We start from the raw sequence: 15,103 nt of genomic DNA on the forward strand, positions 1-15,103 counted from the left end.
GCGCGCTACACCATTTCATCAAGTATAGAATTGAGAAAACGGCGCCCAAGTGGCGTCGTCGACCAAAAGTCTTCGTTACTTGTCAGTAACCCTTTATCGATGGCAGGAGCTAAGGCCCGTTCGGCATGCTCTAGTGGCAAACCTGTACGATCAGCATACAAGCGCTTGTGCATTGGCTCATTGAGTCGTAAAAGGTTCATAAAGAACTCGAAGTTCAACTCGGCTTTGTCGACGTACCATGTTCTATAGCGCAAGGGTTTAGATAAGTTTAAATAGCCCTGCGGATGCTTTATTTTTTCACAGCGAAGAATTTGCTCTTGTTCAATCAATGAAATCTTGCTGTGTGCCCCACAACCGATCCCTAAATAGTCGCCAAACTGCCAATAATTGCGGTTGTGTCGACTCTGGTGCCCGGGTTTTGCATAAGCACTCACTTCATAATGTTGATAGCCCGCGGCGGCCAGCTTGTTGTGACCTTGTTGATAGATCTGCCAGAGCGTATCGTCGTCGGGCAGAGTCGGTGGACGGCTCGCAAACGACGTATTGGGTTCGATAGTCAGTTGATACCAAGAAATATGTGGTGGGTCGAGCGCAATAATTTCATCTAGATCGGCCATGGCTTGGGCTAAACTTTGCTCTGGTAGGCCGTGCATGAGATCGAGATTATAGCTTGTTAGCCCTAGCTCTTTCGCATGGCAAGCTGCCGCGCGCGCCTGATCAGGATCGTGGATGCGGCCGAGTCGTTTGAGCTGCTCGGCGTGAAGACTTTGTATACCGATGGAAATTCGGTTCACTCCAGCATCGACAAAACCTTGGAACCGTTCTTTTTCGAAAGTCCCTGGGTTGGCTTCCAAGGTGATCTCACAGTCATCGGCGAGTACTAAATAGGATTCTATTCCACTAAGGAGTCGCTCAACTGCCGATGGAGTGAGTAGGCTCGGTGTGCCGCCGCCAATGAAAATACTCTGCAAAGGACGGTCTTGGACCCACTCGAGATCCGCGCGCAGGTCGTCCAGTAGGCGGCCTATGTAGGCTTCCTCGGGAACCCCGCCTTTTAAAGCGTGCGAGTTGAAGTCACAGTAGGGACATTTTTGTACACACCAAGGTATGTGCACATAAAGCGATAGCGGCGGTCGTTTCATCATTGTGCTTGTAGGTGGTTGATGAATTGCTGCAAAGCCTGTCCACGATGACTAAGCGCTTGCTTCTTAGCAGTTGACAATTCTGCTGCGGTACAGCCTTCAGTAGCGATATAAAACACCGGGTCGTAACCGAAACCACCTTTGCCGCTGGGCTGCCTAGCTATTTCACCTTGCCACACACCGTGGCAAAGCACCGGCGTTGGGTCACTTGCATGACGCATAAAGGCGAGGACACAGTGAAAGCTAGCGGTACGTAACTCAACGGGGGTGTCCGCCAATGCGTCGAGTAACTTAGCAACGTTTTTGGCGTCAGTCGCTTGCGCACCAGCGTACCTAGCTGAATAAATGCCGGGTGCGCCTGCCAGAGCATCAACGGCTAGGCCCGAATCGTCTGCAAGGGCGGGAAGCCCAGTTTGTTGGGCTGCATGGCGAGCCTTAATAATGGCATTTTCGACAAAGCTCAGACCGTTTTCTTCGGCTTCTGCAAAGTTCCACTCGCCCTGCGGCCGCACTTGCCAGTTTAATGGCTGCAATAGCGCCGTTAACTCACGAATTTTTCCTTGATTACCAGTAGCTAATACTATTTCTTGCATGACATAGGACTTCGATTTCGGCACAATGGCTATAGTATAAGGCATCCAGACCAACGACCAAAGGAGAATTCTTGGGCGACTTAAATAGTGTAATGCTAATGATGGGCTCATTGCTGTTAGTGAGTATTCTTGCCGCGGTGGTGTCATCGCAGCTAGGAGCACCATTGCTTTTAGTTTTTTTAGTCGTGGGTATGTTGGCGGGTGAAGAAGGCCTATTGGGAATTCAGTTTGATCAGCCCGAAGTGGCATTTTTAATTGGTTCTCTAGCTTTAGTGATTATTATTTTTGACGGCGGAATGCGCACCAAAAGAGAGCGCTTTCGGGTGGCTCTGTGGCCAGCCATTAGCCTAGCGACAGTAGGCGTGGCGCTCACCTCGACACTGACCGCTGTTGGTGTCGTGTGGTTATTCGATATGCCGTGGCCCATCGCGTTGCTGATCGGCGCTATATTAAGCTCAACAGACGCGGCCGCAGTCTTTGGTATCTTTCAGTCACAGAACTTAAAAATAAAGCAAAGGGTTGCATCGACGCTAGAAATTGAATCGGGAACGAACGACCCGATGGCAGTGATTTTAACGATGACCATGACCACGTTAATCGCTTCGGGGCAAACCTTCTCATTGACTATTGTTAGCTTAGAAATAGCCCAACAGTTGGTGATTGGTTTCTGTGGTGGTTGGCTAGGCGGCCGGCTGTTTGTTTTTATGGTGAACAAAATCACCGCACAGTTTACTTTTTTTCCGTTAATGGCGGCTGCCAGTGCGGTGGTCGTTTTTGCGCTTACCTCGTCGTTAGGCGGCAGCGGTTTTTTAGCCGCTTATTTGATGGGCTATAAAATTGGTAATGCACGGCTACCGCAGTTAATTCATATGCTGCAAGTGCAAGACGGCTTGGCGTGGCTGAGTCAGATCATGATGTTCTTAATCTTAGGGTTGTTAGTAACGCCGTCTCACCTGATTGAGAATTTGCCCCTGTCGTTAAGTATTGCTGGAATCATGATTTTTGTTGTTCGTCCGGTTGCCGTGATGGCAAGTTTATTACCGTTTTCGTTCCCCATACGTGAGCAGTTATTTATCAGTTGGGTCGGGCTACGAGGCGCGGTACCTATTATTTTGGCCTTATATCCATGGCTTGAAGGGTTGCCCGGTCAGGAGCTATTCTTCGACGTGGCTTTTGTTGTCGTGTTGGTGTCGCTGCTATTACAAGGCTGGACCATAGCGCCCATGGCGCGCTGGTTAAAACTCGAGGTGCCACTAGAGGCTGAGCCTAGTCAACGTATGGCGTTAGACAAAGTAGGTAGCAATGATCCTTTAGAGCTTTGGTCTTACGAAATTAGTGAGCGTTCGCCTGCTTGTGACCATTATTGGTACGAGCTCCGTTGGTCGGTTCCCTTGGAGTTTGTCGGATTAATTCGTGAAGGTGAATGGCTACAGCCGAGTGTCCGGCCAAAACTGCGGGAAAGCGATCACGTATTGGTGGTGGCGAAAGTACAGCATATTGATGAAATCAGTCGCGTGCTTGCCGCCGGTGGTAAGGCTCGTTCGCTAAATAGCAGTGACTTCTTTGGTGACTTTACGCTCAATGGTGAATTAACGTTAGCCGATGTCGCCAGCTTCTATCCCCTTGGCCAACTCAAAGAGAAGCAGAAATCCATGAGCTTACATGCTTACTTCTCGCAAAAGTTCCATCGACGCATGGTGGTGGGTGACCAATTGAAGCTTGGTAGCGTTCAGCTCACGATTCGAGAGCTGAACGAAGACAATGCAATTACCAAGGTTGGTGTGAAGTTATTAGAGACCGGCGAGGCTTAGTTACGCCAGAACTCTTGTGAAAAGCGTAGCTCTTGGCTTTGTCCATCTTTTGTTACGGTAATGAAAAACCGTAACGTTTCAAGGTTTGTAAATGAAGTTTGGGCTAAGTAATACACTGCGTCACCCTCTACAACTTCTTGGAAGTCTAGCGGTTGTTGCATACTTAGCGGGTTCATCGCATACCCTTCGACGGTAACTTGCTGCGCTGGTTTTCCCGCAACATCAGCCGCTAAAACCGCAATATTTAAAGTGGCAAGTGTTGCTGAGCGTTCTAAGCCGTACTGCTGCGCCATCTCAGGGCGCAGCAAGGTTGAATTGAACGCATTGTAATGCACTTCCCACGGGCCTAAGCGTTTACTTTGCTCAGCGTGCGATTGAGCCGGCAGTAAGCTTGCTGCCAGCACAACCAGCATGACAGCGAAAAAGCCAAGTTTGCGCATAGCATTACACTCCAATGACGATACGTAAGGCTTGAATTCCGATCACCAGAACCAACACCGATAAGTCCAGGCCGCCGATAGGCGGAATGATTCGGCGGATCGGCGCTAAAAAAGGTTCGGTTAGCTGCACTAAAATCGCTTGCATAGGGTTGTACCCTTGGGCAAACCAACTTAGCAGGGCGCGGATAAGTACTACCCAAAATAGCAATTGTAAAAACTGGCTTACTGCACCCAATACGCCCATGAGAAGAATATCACTCCAAATCATTGGGTAACCATGGGCGGCGTATAAGGCCATAAATTTACCAATACTGACCACCAACGCCAGCACAATTGTGGCAAGGTCCCACACTCCAACCATCGGAATCGCTTTTCTTAATGGCAGTACTAACGGGTTCGTTACTTTTACGACAAATTGGCTAACAGGGTTGTAAAAGTCAGCGCGAGCCGCTTGTAACCAAACTCGCAGGATCACCACCATCAAAAATAGCTCAAAGACAATGGTGATCAGAAAACGCATAAGTTCCATAGTTTGTTGCCCTTAAAAGAGTTTCGCCATCTCTTGATTACGTTTAACGGCCGCTTTCACGGCATCATCAGAAGTTTTATCGAGGTCATGGGCTTGGTACTGTTCAACCCCTTTTGCCGTTGAGCCGCCTTTGCTGGTGACTTGTTTTCGTAAGTCTTCTAGCTCTAGCTCACTGGCTATTGCCATTTCTGCGGCGCCCAATGCTGTTTGTTGTACCATAGCTCGGGCTTTTTCTCGATCAAAACCGAGGTTTACGGCGGCCTTTTGCAAGCTCGCCATAAATTCAAAGAAGTAGGCTGGGCCGCTGCCGGCAACTGCACCGAGAATATCTAGCTCATCTTCATCGGCAACCCATAAGGTTTCACCCACGCCGTCGAATGCTTCGGTGATATAGGCTTTGTCGTCATCACTGACGCGGTCGTCGGCAACTAAACCGGACATTCCTTTACCCACCAACGAAGGGGTGTTTGGCATGACGCGAACCATACGAATGGTATCGCCTAAATAGCTACGGTATTTTTCAATACGGATGCCTGCGGCAATGGTAACAATGAGTTTATCGGCTAAGTTGCTTACTTGTTCGGTCAATGCGGCACACACATCGGCCATCAGCTGCGGTTTAACAGCCAGCACAATAACGTCTGCAGCATTGGCAATCTCGGCATTATCGTGACTGGTATGGACGTTTAACGACTGCGCCATTTTTTCCAACTTACCAGCACTTGGGTTACTTACAAAGATATGATCACTTGGATAGCCACTTGAAACCATTCCGCCAACGATACTTTGGGTCATGTTTCCTGCACCAATAAAGGCGATTTTACGTGTCTGTGTGGTCATTCATTACTCCTTGTTTGATCGCGGGCACCGAATAATGCAGTGCCAATACGCACCATTGTTGAGCCGGCTTTGATTGCCGACTCAAGGTCATTACTCATACCCATAGAAAGTGTATCTACTGTAGGATATTGGGATGCAAGCTCAGAATACAAGCGTTGCATAGTAGCGAAGCTCTGTTGCTGTTGTTGCGCGGAAGCTTCGGCCGCTGGAAGTGTCATTAAGCCGCGTAGCTTGAGGTTCGGTAACTGGGCCATTTCGCCAGCGAACTCGACCAGTTGCTCGGGCTGAATACCTGCTTTTGTTGATTCATCGTCTATATTTATCTGAATCAGGACATTTAAAGGGGGCGCATCTTGCGCTCGTTGCTGACTTAACCTGCGGGCGATCTTTAGTCGATCAATGCTGTGCACCCAAGCAAAGTGACTGGCGATATCGCGTGTCTTATTTGACTGAATAGGGCCGATAAAGTGCCAAACAATATCAGTGAGGTCGAGCAGCTGTTGCTGTTTTGTTAGCGCTTCTTGTAAATAGTTTTCACCAAACTGCTGTTGTCCAGCGTGATAGAGTGAACGTATGTCCGAGGCGGGTTTGGTTTTGCTTACAGCTAACAATTGCACCGATTCTGAACTACGATTGCTCTGTAGACAGGCAGATTCTATGCTGCTGCGGACTTCTTTTAAGCGGTCAACTATGCTATTCATCATGTAACGGATCACCGATAACAATAAGAGAAATGGTATGGATATAACAGAGTTACTAGGTTTTGCCGTCAAACATAATGCGTCAGACTTACATCTTTCGGCAGACTCACCGCCTATGATACGGGTTGATGGGGATGTTCGTAAAATTAATATTCCGGCGCTAGGTCATAAACAAGTGCAAGAACTTGTCTATGACATTATGAATGATCGTCAACGCAAGGAGTTTGAACAGAACTTTGAATGTGACTTTTCGTTTGAGCTGCCAGACTTAGCACGTTTTCGGGTGAACGTATTTATGCAGAATCGGGGCTGCGGCGCGGTCATGCGTACCATCCCGAGCGATATCCTATCGTTAGAGCAGTTAGGTTGCCCAGAAATATTTAAAACCATTGCGGACCAGCCGCGTGGGCTGGTACTGGTGACCGGCCCAACCGGTTCAGGTAAGTCAACTACACTGGCAGCCATGGTCGACTTCATCAATGAAAACAAACACCATCATATCTTAACCATCGAAGACCCGATTGAGTTTGTGCACAATAATAAGCTAAGTTTGATCAATCAGCGTGAGGTGCATCGCGATACTCACGGCTTCAGTGCTGCGCTACGTTCAGCGTTACGGGAGGACCCGGATGTTATCCTCGTTGGTGAAATGCGAGATCTGGAAACCATTCGATTGGCGATGACAGCTGCAGAAACCGGCCATTTGGTTTTTGGTACCTTGCACACCACCTCAGCGCCGAAAACGATTGACCGGATCATTGATGTATTTCCCGGCGACGAAAAGCCGATGGTTCGTTCCATGTTGTCGGAGTCTTTACGCGCAGTGATATCGCAGACATTACTTAAACGTGTTGGCGGCGGCCGTGTCGCTGCACACGAAATAATGATGGCTACGCCAGCCATTAAAAACTTGATTCGTGAAGACAAAGTAGCGCAGATGTACTCATCGATTCAGACCGGCGCGGCGCATGGTATGCAAACCCTAGATCAAGGCTTACTCAACTTGCTCAATCAAGGGGTCGTTGCACGAGTTGAAGCGCGCGCGAAAGCGGCAAACAAAGAAGCGTTTAAATAGGCGTTGAAGCGCGAGTAAAAGCGAGGAACCACCATGTTGTTAGATAAGTTGCTTAAGGTCATGATCGAAAAGGATGCTTCGGACCTGTTTATCTCCGCGGCGCTACCACCAAGTGCGAAAGTGAATGGTGAATTACGTCATTTAAGTGAGCAGAAGCTCTCTGAGGAAGGCGCACTTGACCTCGTCAAAGAAGCGCTCGGCGAGAAGCACCTTGATGAATACTTGACGACCCATGAGGCTAACTTTGCGATTTTCCGCAAAGGTATTGGCCGTTTTCGGGTGAGTGCGTTTTGGCAGCGTCAACGTGCCGGTATGGTGGTTCGCCGTATCGTTACCGAGATCCCAACCGTCGAAGAGTTAAAGCTGCCAGAAGTACTTACCAAATTGATTATGGCCAAACGCGGTTTGATGCTCGTGGTCGGTGGTACAGGTACGGGTAAGTCGACCAGTTTAGCAGCGCTAATAGGGCATCGAAACCAAACTTCCAGAGGGCATATTCTGACCATCGAAGATCCCGTTGAATTCGTTCATGAGCATGGTCACTCAATGATCACGCAACGTGAAGTAGGTACCGATACTGAGAGCTTTGAAGCGGCTCTTAAGAGCTCTCTGCGCCAGGCTCCCGACGTTATTTTAGTTGGTGAGATCCGCTCGCAAGAAGTTATGGAATACGCGCTAACCTTCGCCGAGACAGGGCATCTGTGTGTAGCAACCTTGCACGCAAACAATGCCAACCAAGCGATCGAACGCATCATGCACATGGTTCCCAAAGAAAAAGTTGGCAAATTAATGTTTGACCTCTCGCTGAACCTACGTGGAATTGTTGCACAGCAACTGGTTCCGACGAACGATGGTGGACGCATTGGAGCTTTTGAAGTGCTACTTAATAGTCCGATTGTGGCAGAGAAAATTGCCAAGAACGATATGGGCGAAATTAAGGAAATTATGGCCAAGTCGCGCGAGCTAGGCATGCAAACCTTCGACCAAGCCTTGTTTGATCTTTATAAAGCACGCAAAATTTCGTTCGAAGAAGCACTACGCCACTCAGATGCACCTAATGATTTGCGCTTGAAAATTAAACTGAGCGGTGAGTCAACACCGGGTGACGAAGGCGGCTTGAAAGGTGTGACTGTCGATCTTGATTAACTTCGAGTAAACTACCGCCCTTAATTTAAAGTGCTGCGGTAGACGAGGTGAAACATGCGTGTGTTGGGTATCGAAACATCCTGTGATGAAACAGGAATCGCGATTTATGACACGGAACAAGGTCTCTTAGCTCATCAGCTTTATTCACAAGTTAAACTGCATGCGGATTATGGTGGTGTGGTGCCTGAGCTGGCATCTCGCGATCATGTCCGCAAAGCGCTTCCTTTAATTCAAGCTGCTCTCGATGAAGCGCAACTCGACGCAGCTGATATTGATGGTATCGCTTATACCGCGGGCCCAGGGCTGGTAGGGGCTCTACTAGTCGGTGCTTGTATTGGTCGCAGCCTCGCTTACGGTTGGCAAGTGCCTGCGGTTGCTGTTCATCATATGGAAGGGCACCTGCTTGCGCCTATGCTGGAAGATGTGGCGCCAGAATTTCCGTTTATCGCTTTACTGGTCTCTGGCGGCCATACGCAGTTGGTGAAAGTTGCTGGTATTGGTAGCTATCAATTGCTCGGCGAGTCGGTCGATGATGCGGCTGGCGAAGCATTTGATAAAACCGCCAAGTTGATGGGCCTAGACTACCCGGGTGGACCGCGTTTGGCAGCCTTAGCTGAGCAGGGTGAAGCTGGGCACTATAAATTTCCTCGCCCCATGACCGACCGACCTGGGCTCGACTTTTCATTTAGTGGGCTTAAAACGTTTGCGGCCAACACCTTGGCCAAAGCAGAGCAAGACACGCAGACTCAAGCCAACATCGCGCGCGCGTTTCAAGAGGCGGTCGTCGATACCTTGGTGATAAAGTGTCGACGTGCGCTCAAAGAGACCGGACTGAAACGGTTAGTGGTTGCAGGCGGCGTCAGTGCGAACCACGAATTACGCCGTCAGTTGCATGATTTTGCGCGACAAATTAATGGCGAAGTGTTTTTCCCGCGAGCAGAATTCTGTACCGATAACGGCGCAATGATTGCTTACGCCGGCGCGCAGCGTTTAGCGGCGGGTGAGGCGGTAGATACCAAGGTGAAGACCTTTCCTCGTTGGCCGTTGGAGCAGTTGAATCAGCCGTAACCAACATTAATTACGGCGTTTGATCTGTTTTTCACTCCCTTGACGTAGGCGCGAAATATTCGCTTGATGCCGCCAAATAATAAGAATGGATATCATGATCGTGGGCACGGTGTATTGCGGCTTGATCCAAAAGGCATAAAAAGGCGCCAGGGTAACGGTGATAATCGCAGCCAACGAAGACACTTTACTCACTCGGAAAACCAATAGCCAAGTTGCGATCAGTAGCAGTGCCATTTGCCAAGCAACGGGAAACATTGTCCCCAAAGCTGTGGCCACGGCTTTGCCGCCCCGAAATTGAAAATAGAGCGGGAAGATATGACCAAGGCAGGCCGACACCGCGATCAAGCCTAAAAATAGCGGGGCAATACCGAAGAAATAGGAGACCCATACCGGTAACATGCCCTTGAGCACGTCAAAGCTAAGTGTCAGCACCGCTGGTAGCTTGCCACCTAGCCGATAGACATTGGTGGCCCCTGGGTTGTTAGAACCGTGGCAACGAGGGTCTGGCAAGCCAAAGAGCTTGCAAATAATTACGGCACTACTGAGAGAGCCAAACAAATAAGCCACAATAATGGCTAGGATTATTAATGCACCCATATAGTTTTTTTTCCGGCGCGCTTTCCGTTACTATGCAAAGCCCTAAGCATAAGCGCTTAGCGGGAAAATTTCTATGCCGATAATGAGAGTAGTGTGCAATGGATAAGGTTTTTGTAAAGGGGCTAAGAACGTCAGCCCTGATTGGGGTGTTTGAGTGGGAGCATGAACAGCCCCAGCCGCTGGTGTTTGATCTTACCATGGGGTGGGACCAACGTAGCGCAGCAGCGACGGATGAACTGCAATACGCACTTGATTATGACGCGGTGAGTAAAGCGGTGATTGCGTTGGTTGAATCTCGCCCGCGACAGCTAATAGAAACCGTTGCTGAAGAAGTTGCACAACTTATTATGGAACGCTTTCAAGTGACTGAAATAACAGTTTCGGTGAGTAAGCCGCAAGCGGTTGCGGCGGCAACAACTGTTGGTGTGGAAATTCATCGGAGCAAGAGCTGACATGCGTCCGGCGCAGGTATTTTTGGGGCTGGGTAGCAATAGGCGCCGATATCATCATATCAATCTAGGCTTGCGGGCTTTGCATGACAGATTCGCCTCGGCAACCGCACCGATGCACGTGACACGGGTATTCGAAAGCGAGGCGGTTGGTTTTGCCGGGCATGACTTTTTAAATACTGTGGTGGCACTGCAAACGACTCTCTCGATAACCGAATTAGCGCAGGCATGTAAAGCAATTGAAAAGGGTCATGGTCACCTCTCAAGCGCCGCTAAGTATAGCCCCCGAACCTTAGATATTGATGTGCTGATGTATAATGACGAAGTTTGCTCAGCGCCAGTGCAGTTGCCGCGAGCGGAGATTATTCATAACGCTTTTGTACTTTGGCCACTGGCTGAACTTGCACCAGAAAAACGACATCCCGTTGACGGCCGAAAGTTAATAGATATTTGGCGTAATTATCGTGGCGAACAACGGCTGCAACCGATAGAATTTGAATTTGAAAACCTACCTTATTTGGTGACTCCAACAATGAACAAGGAAGCCTAGTTTGAGTACATTTGAAGCCATTATTCTCGCGTTAATTCAGGGGCTAACAGAGTTTTTGCCGATTTCCAGCTCGGCCCATTTAATTTTGCCTTCGCAGCTTCTAGGTTGGCAAGACCAAGGCTTAGCTTTTGATGTGGCCGTGCATGTAGGAACCTTAGCTGCGGTGGTGTTCTACTATCGAAAAGAAGTCGGTGAGCTTATCGTTGGCTGGTTTAACAGCTGGCGCGGACAACACTCCAGCTATAGCCGTTTAGCTTGGTTTATCGTTTGGGCTACGGTCCCGGCTGGGGTGGCAGGGCTGCTCGGCAATGACCTACTGGAAAACTATGCGCGCTCGGCATTGGTGATAGGCACCACAACTATTGGCTTCGGTTTGCTGCTTTGGTTTGCCGATCGTCGCGCGAGTGAGCGCTCTTCGCTAGAGCGGTTAACACTCAAACAAGCGCTATTTATTGGTGTTGCCCAAGCGATTGCATTGATACCTGGCACGTCAAGGTCGGGAATCACCATTACGGCAGGTTTGCTGTTGGGACTTACGCGGACAGATGCCGCACGTTTTTCATTCTTATTATCAATACCGGTGATAGCCCTTGCGGGTGGGTATAAAGGTGTTCAGCTTGTGCAACAAGCTGAACCGGTCGCTTGGGGAATGGTCACTTTGGGCATGTTGGTGGCATTTTTTGCTGCTTACCTATGCATTAAGCTGTTCTTACAGGTCATCGAGCGCATGGGAATGCTACCTTTTGTCATTTACCGCTTAGCGTTAGGCTTGTTACTCTTCGCTTTCTTTGTTTAACACGGTAGCGATGACCTGTTCGCGTGCGTCTTGAACCGCGGCCCCAATTGCTGGGCCGCGAAGTTGTTCGCCGCGGTTTGCCGCCTGCGTGATAAGGTCGCTGGCCGATATGTCAGTGGCCGCCTGAAAGGCGCGTTTAAGAGTGTTTTGCTGCGACTCGGGCAGGCCTTGTTGGTGCCATAGCTCGGTTAGCTTTTCGAAACGTTCGGGGCGGCGCCAACAGTCGGCCTGCTGTAAACAAGCACAGAACACCCTTGGGCAGGTTAATGAGTGCCTACTCGGGTGCCATTGGCAGCTCAGTTGCCCCAACTTTGTCCATTCGTTTGGCACTTTTAACCGCGCACAAATCGCGTCGACATCAGCTTCCTCATGTTCGCCCATCCATAACCCAAATTTGATGTCAGCGCTTTCCTTTTTAGCGTTTTTTAAGCGTTTGACGACCCGGGTAAAGAGTTTTTCGTCGGTGAGCTCTGGGAACCAAGGTCGCAATGCTTGAGCGCGCCGCAGCACCTCGAAATAGACATCAGCTCGTGTCGTGGAGAGCGCTTTCACTGTTTCGACCCACACGCGTTCATTGGCCAGGGTGCTCAGTTCGTCGGCTGCGCTGATTTCTTGCATCAGCGCTAGAGTTTCGTCTGCTACGACAAAGCCATCATTGGCAAATCGTGCCGCAAACCTCGCTGCCCTGAGAACACGTAAAGGGTCTTCGACAAACGCCGGCGAGACATGACGGATAATACGCGCATCGATATCGTCGACCCCACCGTAAGGATCAATCAACTCGCCATCGTCGGCCTGAGCAATCGCATTGATAGTGAGGTCTCGGCGTTCTAGATCTTGCTCTAGGGTAACCTTAGGCGTGGCGGCAATCACGAAGCCGGTGTAGCCGCGGCCCGATTTGCGCTCGGTGCGCGCCAATGCATATTCTTCATTGGTTTCGGGATGCAGAAATACGGGAAAGTCTTTGCCTACCTGACGATAGCCTAGTTCTAGCATTTCTGCAGGCGTTGCACCAACCACCACATAGTCGCGTTCATGAATGGCCTTACCTAATAAATTATCGCGTACTGCACCACCGACCAGATAAACGTTCACACTCTACTCCTAAATTAGTTATGCTGATGATGGCGAATGACTAGCCCTGATGCAAGTCAGTCGTTACACTGAAGTTCGTTTAACGTTGGCAAATGACCACTATTATGTACCTCAATTACTTTGGCTTACAAACGGAACCCTTCTCGATCGCACCTGATCCGAGCTTTCTTTATTTGAGCGAGCGTCACCAAGAAGCGCTTGCGCATTTAAGTTACGGTCTACAGGGAAGTGGCGGCTTTATTCTGTTAACAGGGGAGGTTGGTACGGGCAAAACGACAGTGTCTCGTGCCCTACTCGAAAGGTTACCGGAGCAAACGCGCACGGCATTTATTTTGAATCCCATGCTCAACGAAACCGAGTTACTGGCAACGCTATGTGACGAGTTCGGTATCCGCTATGCCAAGCGTAACATCACCAACAAACGGCTCACCGATAAACTGTCAGAGTTTTTGCTGGCGGCGCATGCTGAAGGTGAGCAATGTGTTGTACTAATCGACGAAGCGCAGCATTTGAGGCCCCAGGTACTTGAGCAACTGCGTCTGTTAACGAACCTGGAAACCAATCAAAGTAAGTTGCTACGGGTTATTTTGATTGGCCAGCCAGAACTCCAAGATCTACTACGACGCCGTGAGTTACGCCAACTGGCGCAACGCATCACCGCCCGCTATCACTTGTTGCCTTTGCAGCAGAGTGACACTGAGCGGTATGTGAATTATCGATTACAAGTTGCGGGGGCGCAGCGCGCGTTGTTTGACAAAACCGCATTACGCTTGGTGCATCGTTTCAGTGGCGGGATCCCACGGCGACTTAATTTGCTGTGCGATCGCGCCTTGCTAGCAGCTTACAATGATCAAGTGCACGTTGTCGGGCGCGCGCAACTGAAACATGCGGTGAAGGAACTTGAGCTTGATGCTGGTCAGCAACGCCCCTCCCTGGGGGGCCGTTGGGCTATGGCCAGTGTGGTAATGGTCGCACTGGCGATGGGTGCTACGGGCGCCTGGTTTTGGCAACACAAGGCAGCGCCAACGAGTCAGCCAAGCGCGAAACTGACGCAGCAAGAACAACCGATGCGTGCGCTCATGAGGGCTTGGCAACTACCGCAGCCAGCAACAGAAACGACTTTGTGCGATTGGGTCAATCAATACCAACTAAGCTGCGTTAAAGGAAGGCTGCGTTTCGACCGCATTTTAGCGTTGAACTTGCCGGTTTTGCTGCAACTTAATTCTGGCGATTGGCAGTGGGTCGATAGCGCTGCGGTGACTCCTGATGATGATTGGAACGGTGAGTTTCTCGCTGTTTTCCCGCAGCCGCCGGGTTATCGCTTAGAGGATCCGCAAACGTATCAAAGCTGGTTACAAGACCAGCTTGCACATTACCTTCCGGCGGCGGCTCTAGCTCGTGAAGGTGATCAACTTAACGCCTTGGCGCAAGCTGTACAACGTCAACATGGGCTGCCAATAACGGGCGAGCTGGACGGCGTTACTTTGGCATGGTTAGCGAGCCATCATACCGAACTGGGCCCGCGCCTAAAAACCACCTCACCTGTTGATGGAGAAGTCAACTAATGTCTTCAGTTTTGAAAGCGTTACGACAACAGCAGTCGCAACTGATACCGACACAGGCGGCCATTGCACTTGCGCCCGCGCGGACATCGCCGGCGACCGTCAACTGGCTGAAATGGTTACTTATCCCCATAGCAGGACTCGCTGGCTGGCTGATAGTAGCTGGGCTTACAGCGCCGACGCAGTTGCAAACCACCTCAGCACCGCCGCCTCAATCATCGTGGCAAGTGGGAGAGCCTCAACCGGTACGCCATGTTGCAGTAATTGCACCTCGCGCTACTGCGGCAAAGCCAGCGCCTGAAGTAGAGCGTCCTACGGTGTCCAGTTTTACTTCGCCACAATCGGTCCCGGTTGAGCAAGGGGTGGATTTAAACGAGGTTCCCGCCGATTTACTGAGCGCGTTTGAGGAGGCTATTGCGGCGACAGGGCAAGGCCCGACCGAACAATCATCGGTATTGCCGCGAATAAACGAGCTACAGCCGACCATGCAATCACGCATCCCAAGTTTTTCCTATGATGCACACCAGTATTCGTCGCGCACTCATGAACGCTTTATAAGCCTGGCCGGGCAGCGATTGCGTCAAGGCGATCTTTGGCAAGGAATTCAAGTTCTTACCATTGCACCTAACCATGTGGTTTTAGCCCTTGGCAAGCAAGCCTTCCAGCAACCAGCGTTAGAAGACTGGACAAGCAGCGATTAACTTGATAT

Annotated in this window: 17 protein-coding genes; 9 read left to right on the forward strand and 8 right to left on the reverse strand. The window is 50.1% G+C overall.

The annotated features are described in order from the left end of the window. Window positions 1-5: 5 nt before the first annotated feature. Window positions 6-1,142, reverse strand: coding sequence for a radical SAM family heme chaperone HemW (hemW, locus tag PSI9734_RS11340; RefSeq protein ID WP_173921286.1), 1,137 nt, complete (start codon window positions 1,140-1,142; stop codon window positions 6-8). After that, a complete protein-coding gene (gene rdgB, locus PSI9734_RS11345) occupies window positions 1,142-1,735 on the reverse strand; it encodes an RdgB/HAM1 family non-canonical purine NTP pyrophosphatase (RefSeq protein ID WP_173921242.1) in 594 nt (197 codons plus the stop codon). Before rdgB ends, hemW begins: the two co-directional genes overlap by 1 nt. Before the next feature lie 71 nt (window positions 1,736-1,806). On the opposite strand from rdgB, the gene PSI9734_RS11350 reads away from it, so the two are divergent. Then, a complete protein-coding gene (locus tag PSI9734_RS11350; protein ID WP_217420788.1) occupies window positions 1,807-3,546 on the forward strand; it encodes a potassium/proton antiporter in 1,740 nt (579 codons plus the stop codon). Here the strand turns inward: PSI9734_RS11350 and PSI9734_RS11355 are convergent. The 4 genes from PSI9734_RS11355 to PSI9734_RS11370 are packed head-to-tail and all read right to left on the reverse strand — an operon-like array spanning window position 3,543 to window position 6,056. After that, complete coding sequence (locus PSI9734_RS11355; protein WP_246194942.1) at window positions 3,543-3,986, reverse strand: DUF4426 domain-containing protein; 444 nt, start codon at window positions 3,984-3,986, stop codon at window positions 3,543-3,545. The genes PSI9734_RS11350 and PSI9734_RS11355 overlap by 4 nt on opposite strands. A gap of 4 nt (window positions 3,987-3,990) precedes the next feature. Further along, window positions 3,991-4,515: a YggT family protein gene (locus tag PSI9734_RS11360; RefSeq protein ID WP_173921243.1), complete on the reverse strand. Its 525-nt coding sequence runs from the start codon at window positions 4,513-4,515 to the stop codon at window positions 3,991-3,993. A gap of 12 nt (window positions 4,516-4,527) precedes the next feature. Then, window positions 4,528-5,355, reverse strand: a complete 828-nt coding sequence (gene proC / locus PSI9734_RS11365; protein WP_173921244.1) for a pyrroline-5-carboxylate reductase — start codon at window positions 5,353-5,355, stop codon at window positions 4,528-4,530. After that, window positions 5,352-6,056 carry a YggS family pyridoxal phosphate-dependent enzyme gene (locus PSI9734_RS11370; RefSeq protein ID WP_173921289.1) on the reverse strand — a complete coding sequence of 235 codons (705 nt, stop codon included), beginning with the start codon at window positions 6,054-6,056 and terminating at the stop codon, window positions 5,352-5,354. Before PSI9734_RS11370 ends, proC begins: the two co-directional genes overlap by 4 nt. Window positions 6,057-6,093: 37 nt before the next feature. On the opposite strand from PSI9734_RS11370, the gene PSI9734_RS11375 reads away from it, so the two are divergent. From PSI9734_RS11375 to tsaD, 3 genes are read left to right on the forward strand one after another with little or no spacing between them, the layout of a single operon-like run. Continuing rightward, the gene (locus PSI9734_RS11375; protein WP_173921245.1) at window positions 6,094-7,131 is read left to right on the forward strand and encodes a type IV pilus twitching motility protein PilT; all 1,038 of its coding nucleotides are present in this window, start codon (window positions 6,094-6,096) and stop codon (window positions 7,129-7,131) included. Between the two features lie 33 nt (window positions 7,132-7,164). Continuing rightward, a complete protein-coding gene (locus PSI9734_RS11380) occupies window positions 7,165-8,277 on the forward strand; it encodes a PilT/PilU family type 4a pilus ATPase (RefSeq protein ID WP_173921246.1) in 1,113 nt (370 codons plus the stop codon). Window positions 8,278-8,331: 54 nt separating this feature from the next. Continuing rightward, window positions 8,332-9,345, forward strand: a complete 1,014-nt coding sequence (gene tsaD, locus PSI9734_RS11385) for a tRNA (adenosine(37)-N6)-threonylcarbamoyltransferase complex transferase subunit TsaD (protein ID WP_173921247.1) — start codon at window positions 8,332-8,334, stop codon at window positions 9,343-9,345. Between the two features lie 6 nt (window positions 9,346-9,351). Here the strand turns inward: tsaD and plsY are convergent, their stop codons facing one another. Further along, on the reverse strand, window positions 9,352-9,942 hold the full coding sequence (gene plsY, locus PSI9734_RS11390; RefSeq protein WP_173921248.1) for a glycerol-3-phosphate 1-O-acyltransferase PlsY: 591 nt from the start codon (window positions 9,940-9,942) through the stop codon (window positions 9,352-9,354). Window positions 9,943-10,040: 98 nt separating this feature from the next. On the opposite strand from plsY, the gene folB reads away from it, so the two are divergent. The 3 genes from folB to PSI9734_RS11405 are packed head-to-tail and all read left to right on the forward strand — an operon-like array spanning window position 10,041 to window position 11,737. Beyond that, on the forward strand, window positions 10,041-10,394 hold the full coding sequence (gene folB / locus PSI9734_RS11395) for a dihydroneopterin aldolase (protein WP_173921249.1): 354 nt from the start codon (window positions 10,041-10,043) through the stop codon (window positions 10,392-10,394). A gap of 1 nt (window position 10,395) precedes the next feature. Continuing rightward, complete coding sequence (gene folK / locus PSI9734_RS11400) at window positions 10,396-10,941, forward strand: 2-amino-4-hydroxy-6-hydroxymethyldihydropteridine diphosphokinase (RefSeq protein ID WP_173921250.1); 546 nt, start codon at window positions 10,396-10,398, stop codon at window positions 10,939-10,941. Between the two features lies 1 nt (window position 10,942). Further along, the gene (locus PSI9734_RS11405; protein ID WP_173921251.1) at window positions 10,943-11,737 is read left to right on the forward strand and encodes an undecaprenyl-diphosphate phosphatase; all 795 of its coding nucleotides are present in this window, start codon (window positions 10,943-10,945) and stop codon (window positions 11,735-11,737) included. On the opposite strand, the gene PSI9734_RS11410 is transcribed toward PSI9734_RS11405, so the two are convergent. Further along, window positions 11,714-12,832, reverse strand: a complete 1,119-nt coding sequence (locus PSI9734_RS11410; protein ID WP_173921252.1) for a tRNA nucleotidyltransferase/poly(A) polymerase-related protein — start codon at window positions 12,830-12,832, stop codon at window positions 11,714-11,716. The two genes, PSI9734_RS11405 and PSI9734_RS11410, sit on opposite strands and share 24 nt — an antisense overlap. A gap of 92 nt (window positions 12,833-12,924) precedes the next feature. Here PSI9734_RS11410 and PSI9734_RS12115 point away from each other — a divergent pair, with 92 nt between their 5' ends. Together PSI9734_RS12115 and PSI9734_RS11420 are read left to right on the forward strand one after the other, a co-directional pair. Further along, window positions 12,925-14,397: an ExeA family protein gene (locus PSI9734_RS12115; protein WP_425500059.1), complete on the forward strand. Its 1,473-nt coding sequence runs from the start codon at window positions 12,925-12,927 to the stop codon at window positions 14,395-14,397. After that, window positions 14,397-15,095, forward strand: a complete 699-nt coding sequence (locus PSI9734_RS11420) for a general secretion pathway protein GspB (RefSeq protein ID WP_173921253.1) — start codon at window positions 14,397-14,399, stop codon at window positions 15,093-15,095. The genes PSI9734_RS12115 and PSI9734_RS11420 overlap by 1 nt, the downstream gene beginning before the upstream one ends. Window positions 15,096-15,103: the final 8 nt, after the last annotated feature.

The organism is Pseudidiomarina piscicola, assembly GCF_902806985.1.
In the GTDB taxonomy this organism is placed as follows: Bacteria; Pseudomonadota; Gammaproteobacteria; order Enterobacterales; family Alteromonadaceae; genus Pseudidiomarina; species Pseudidiomarina piscicola.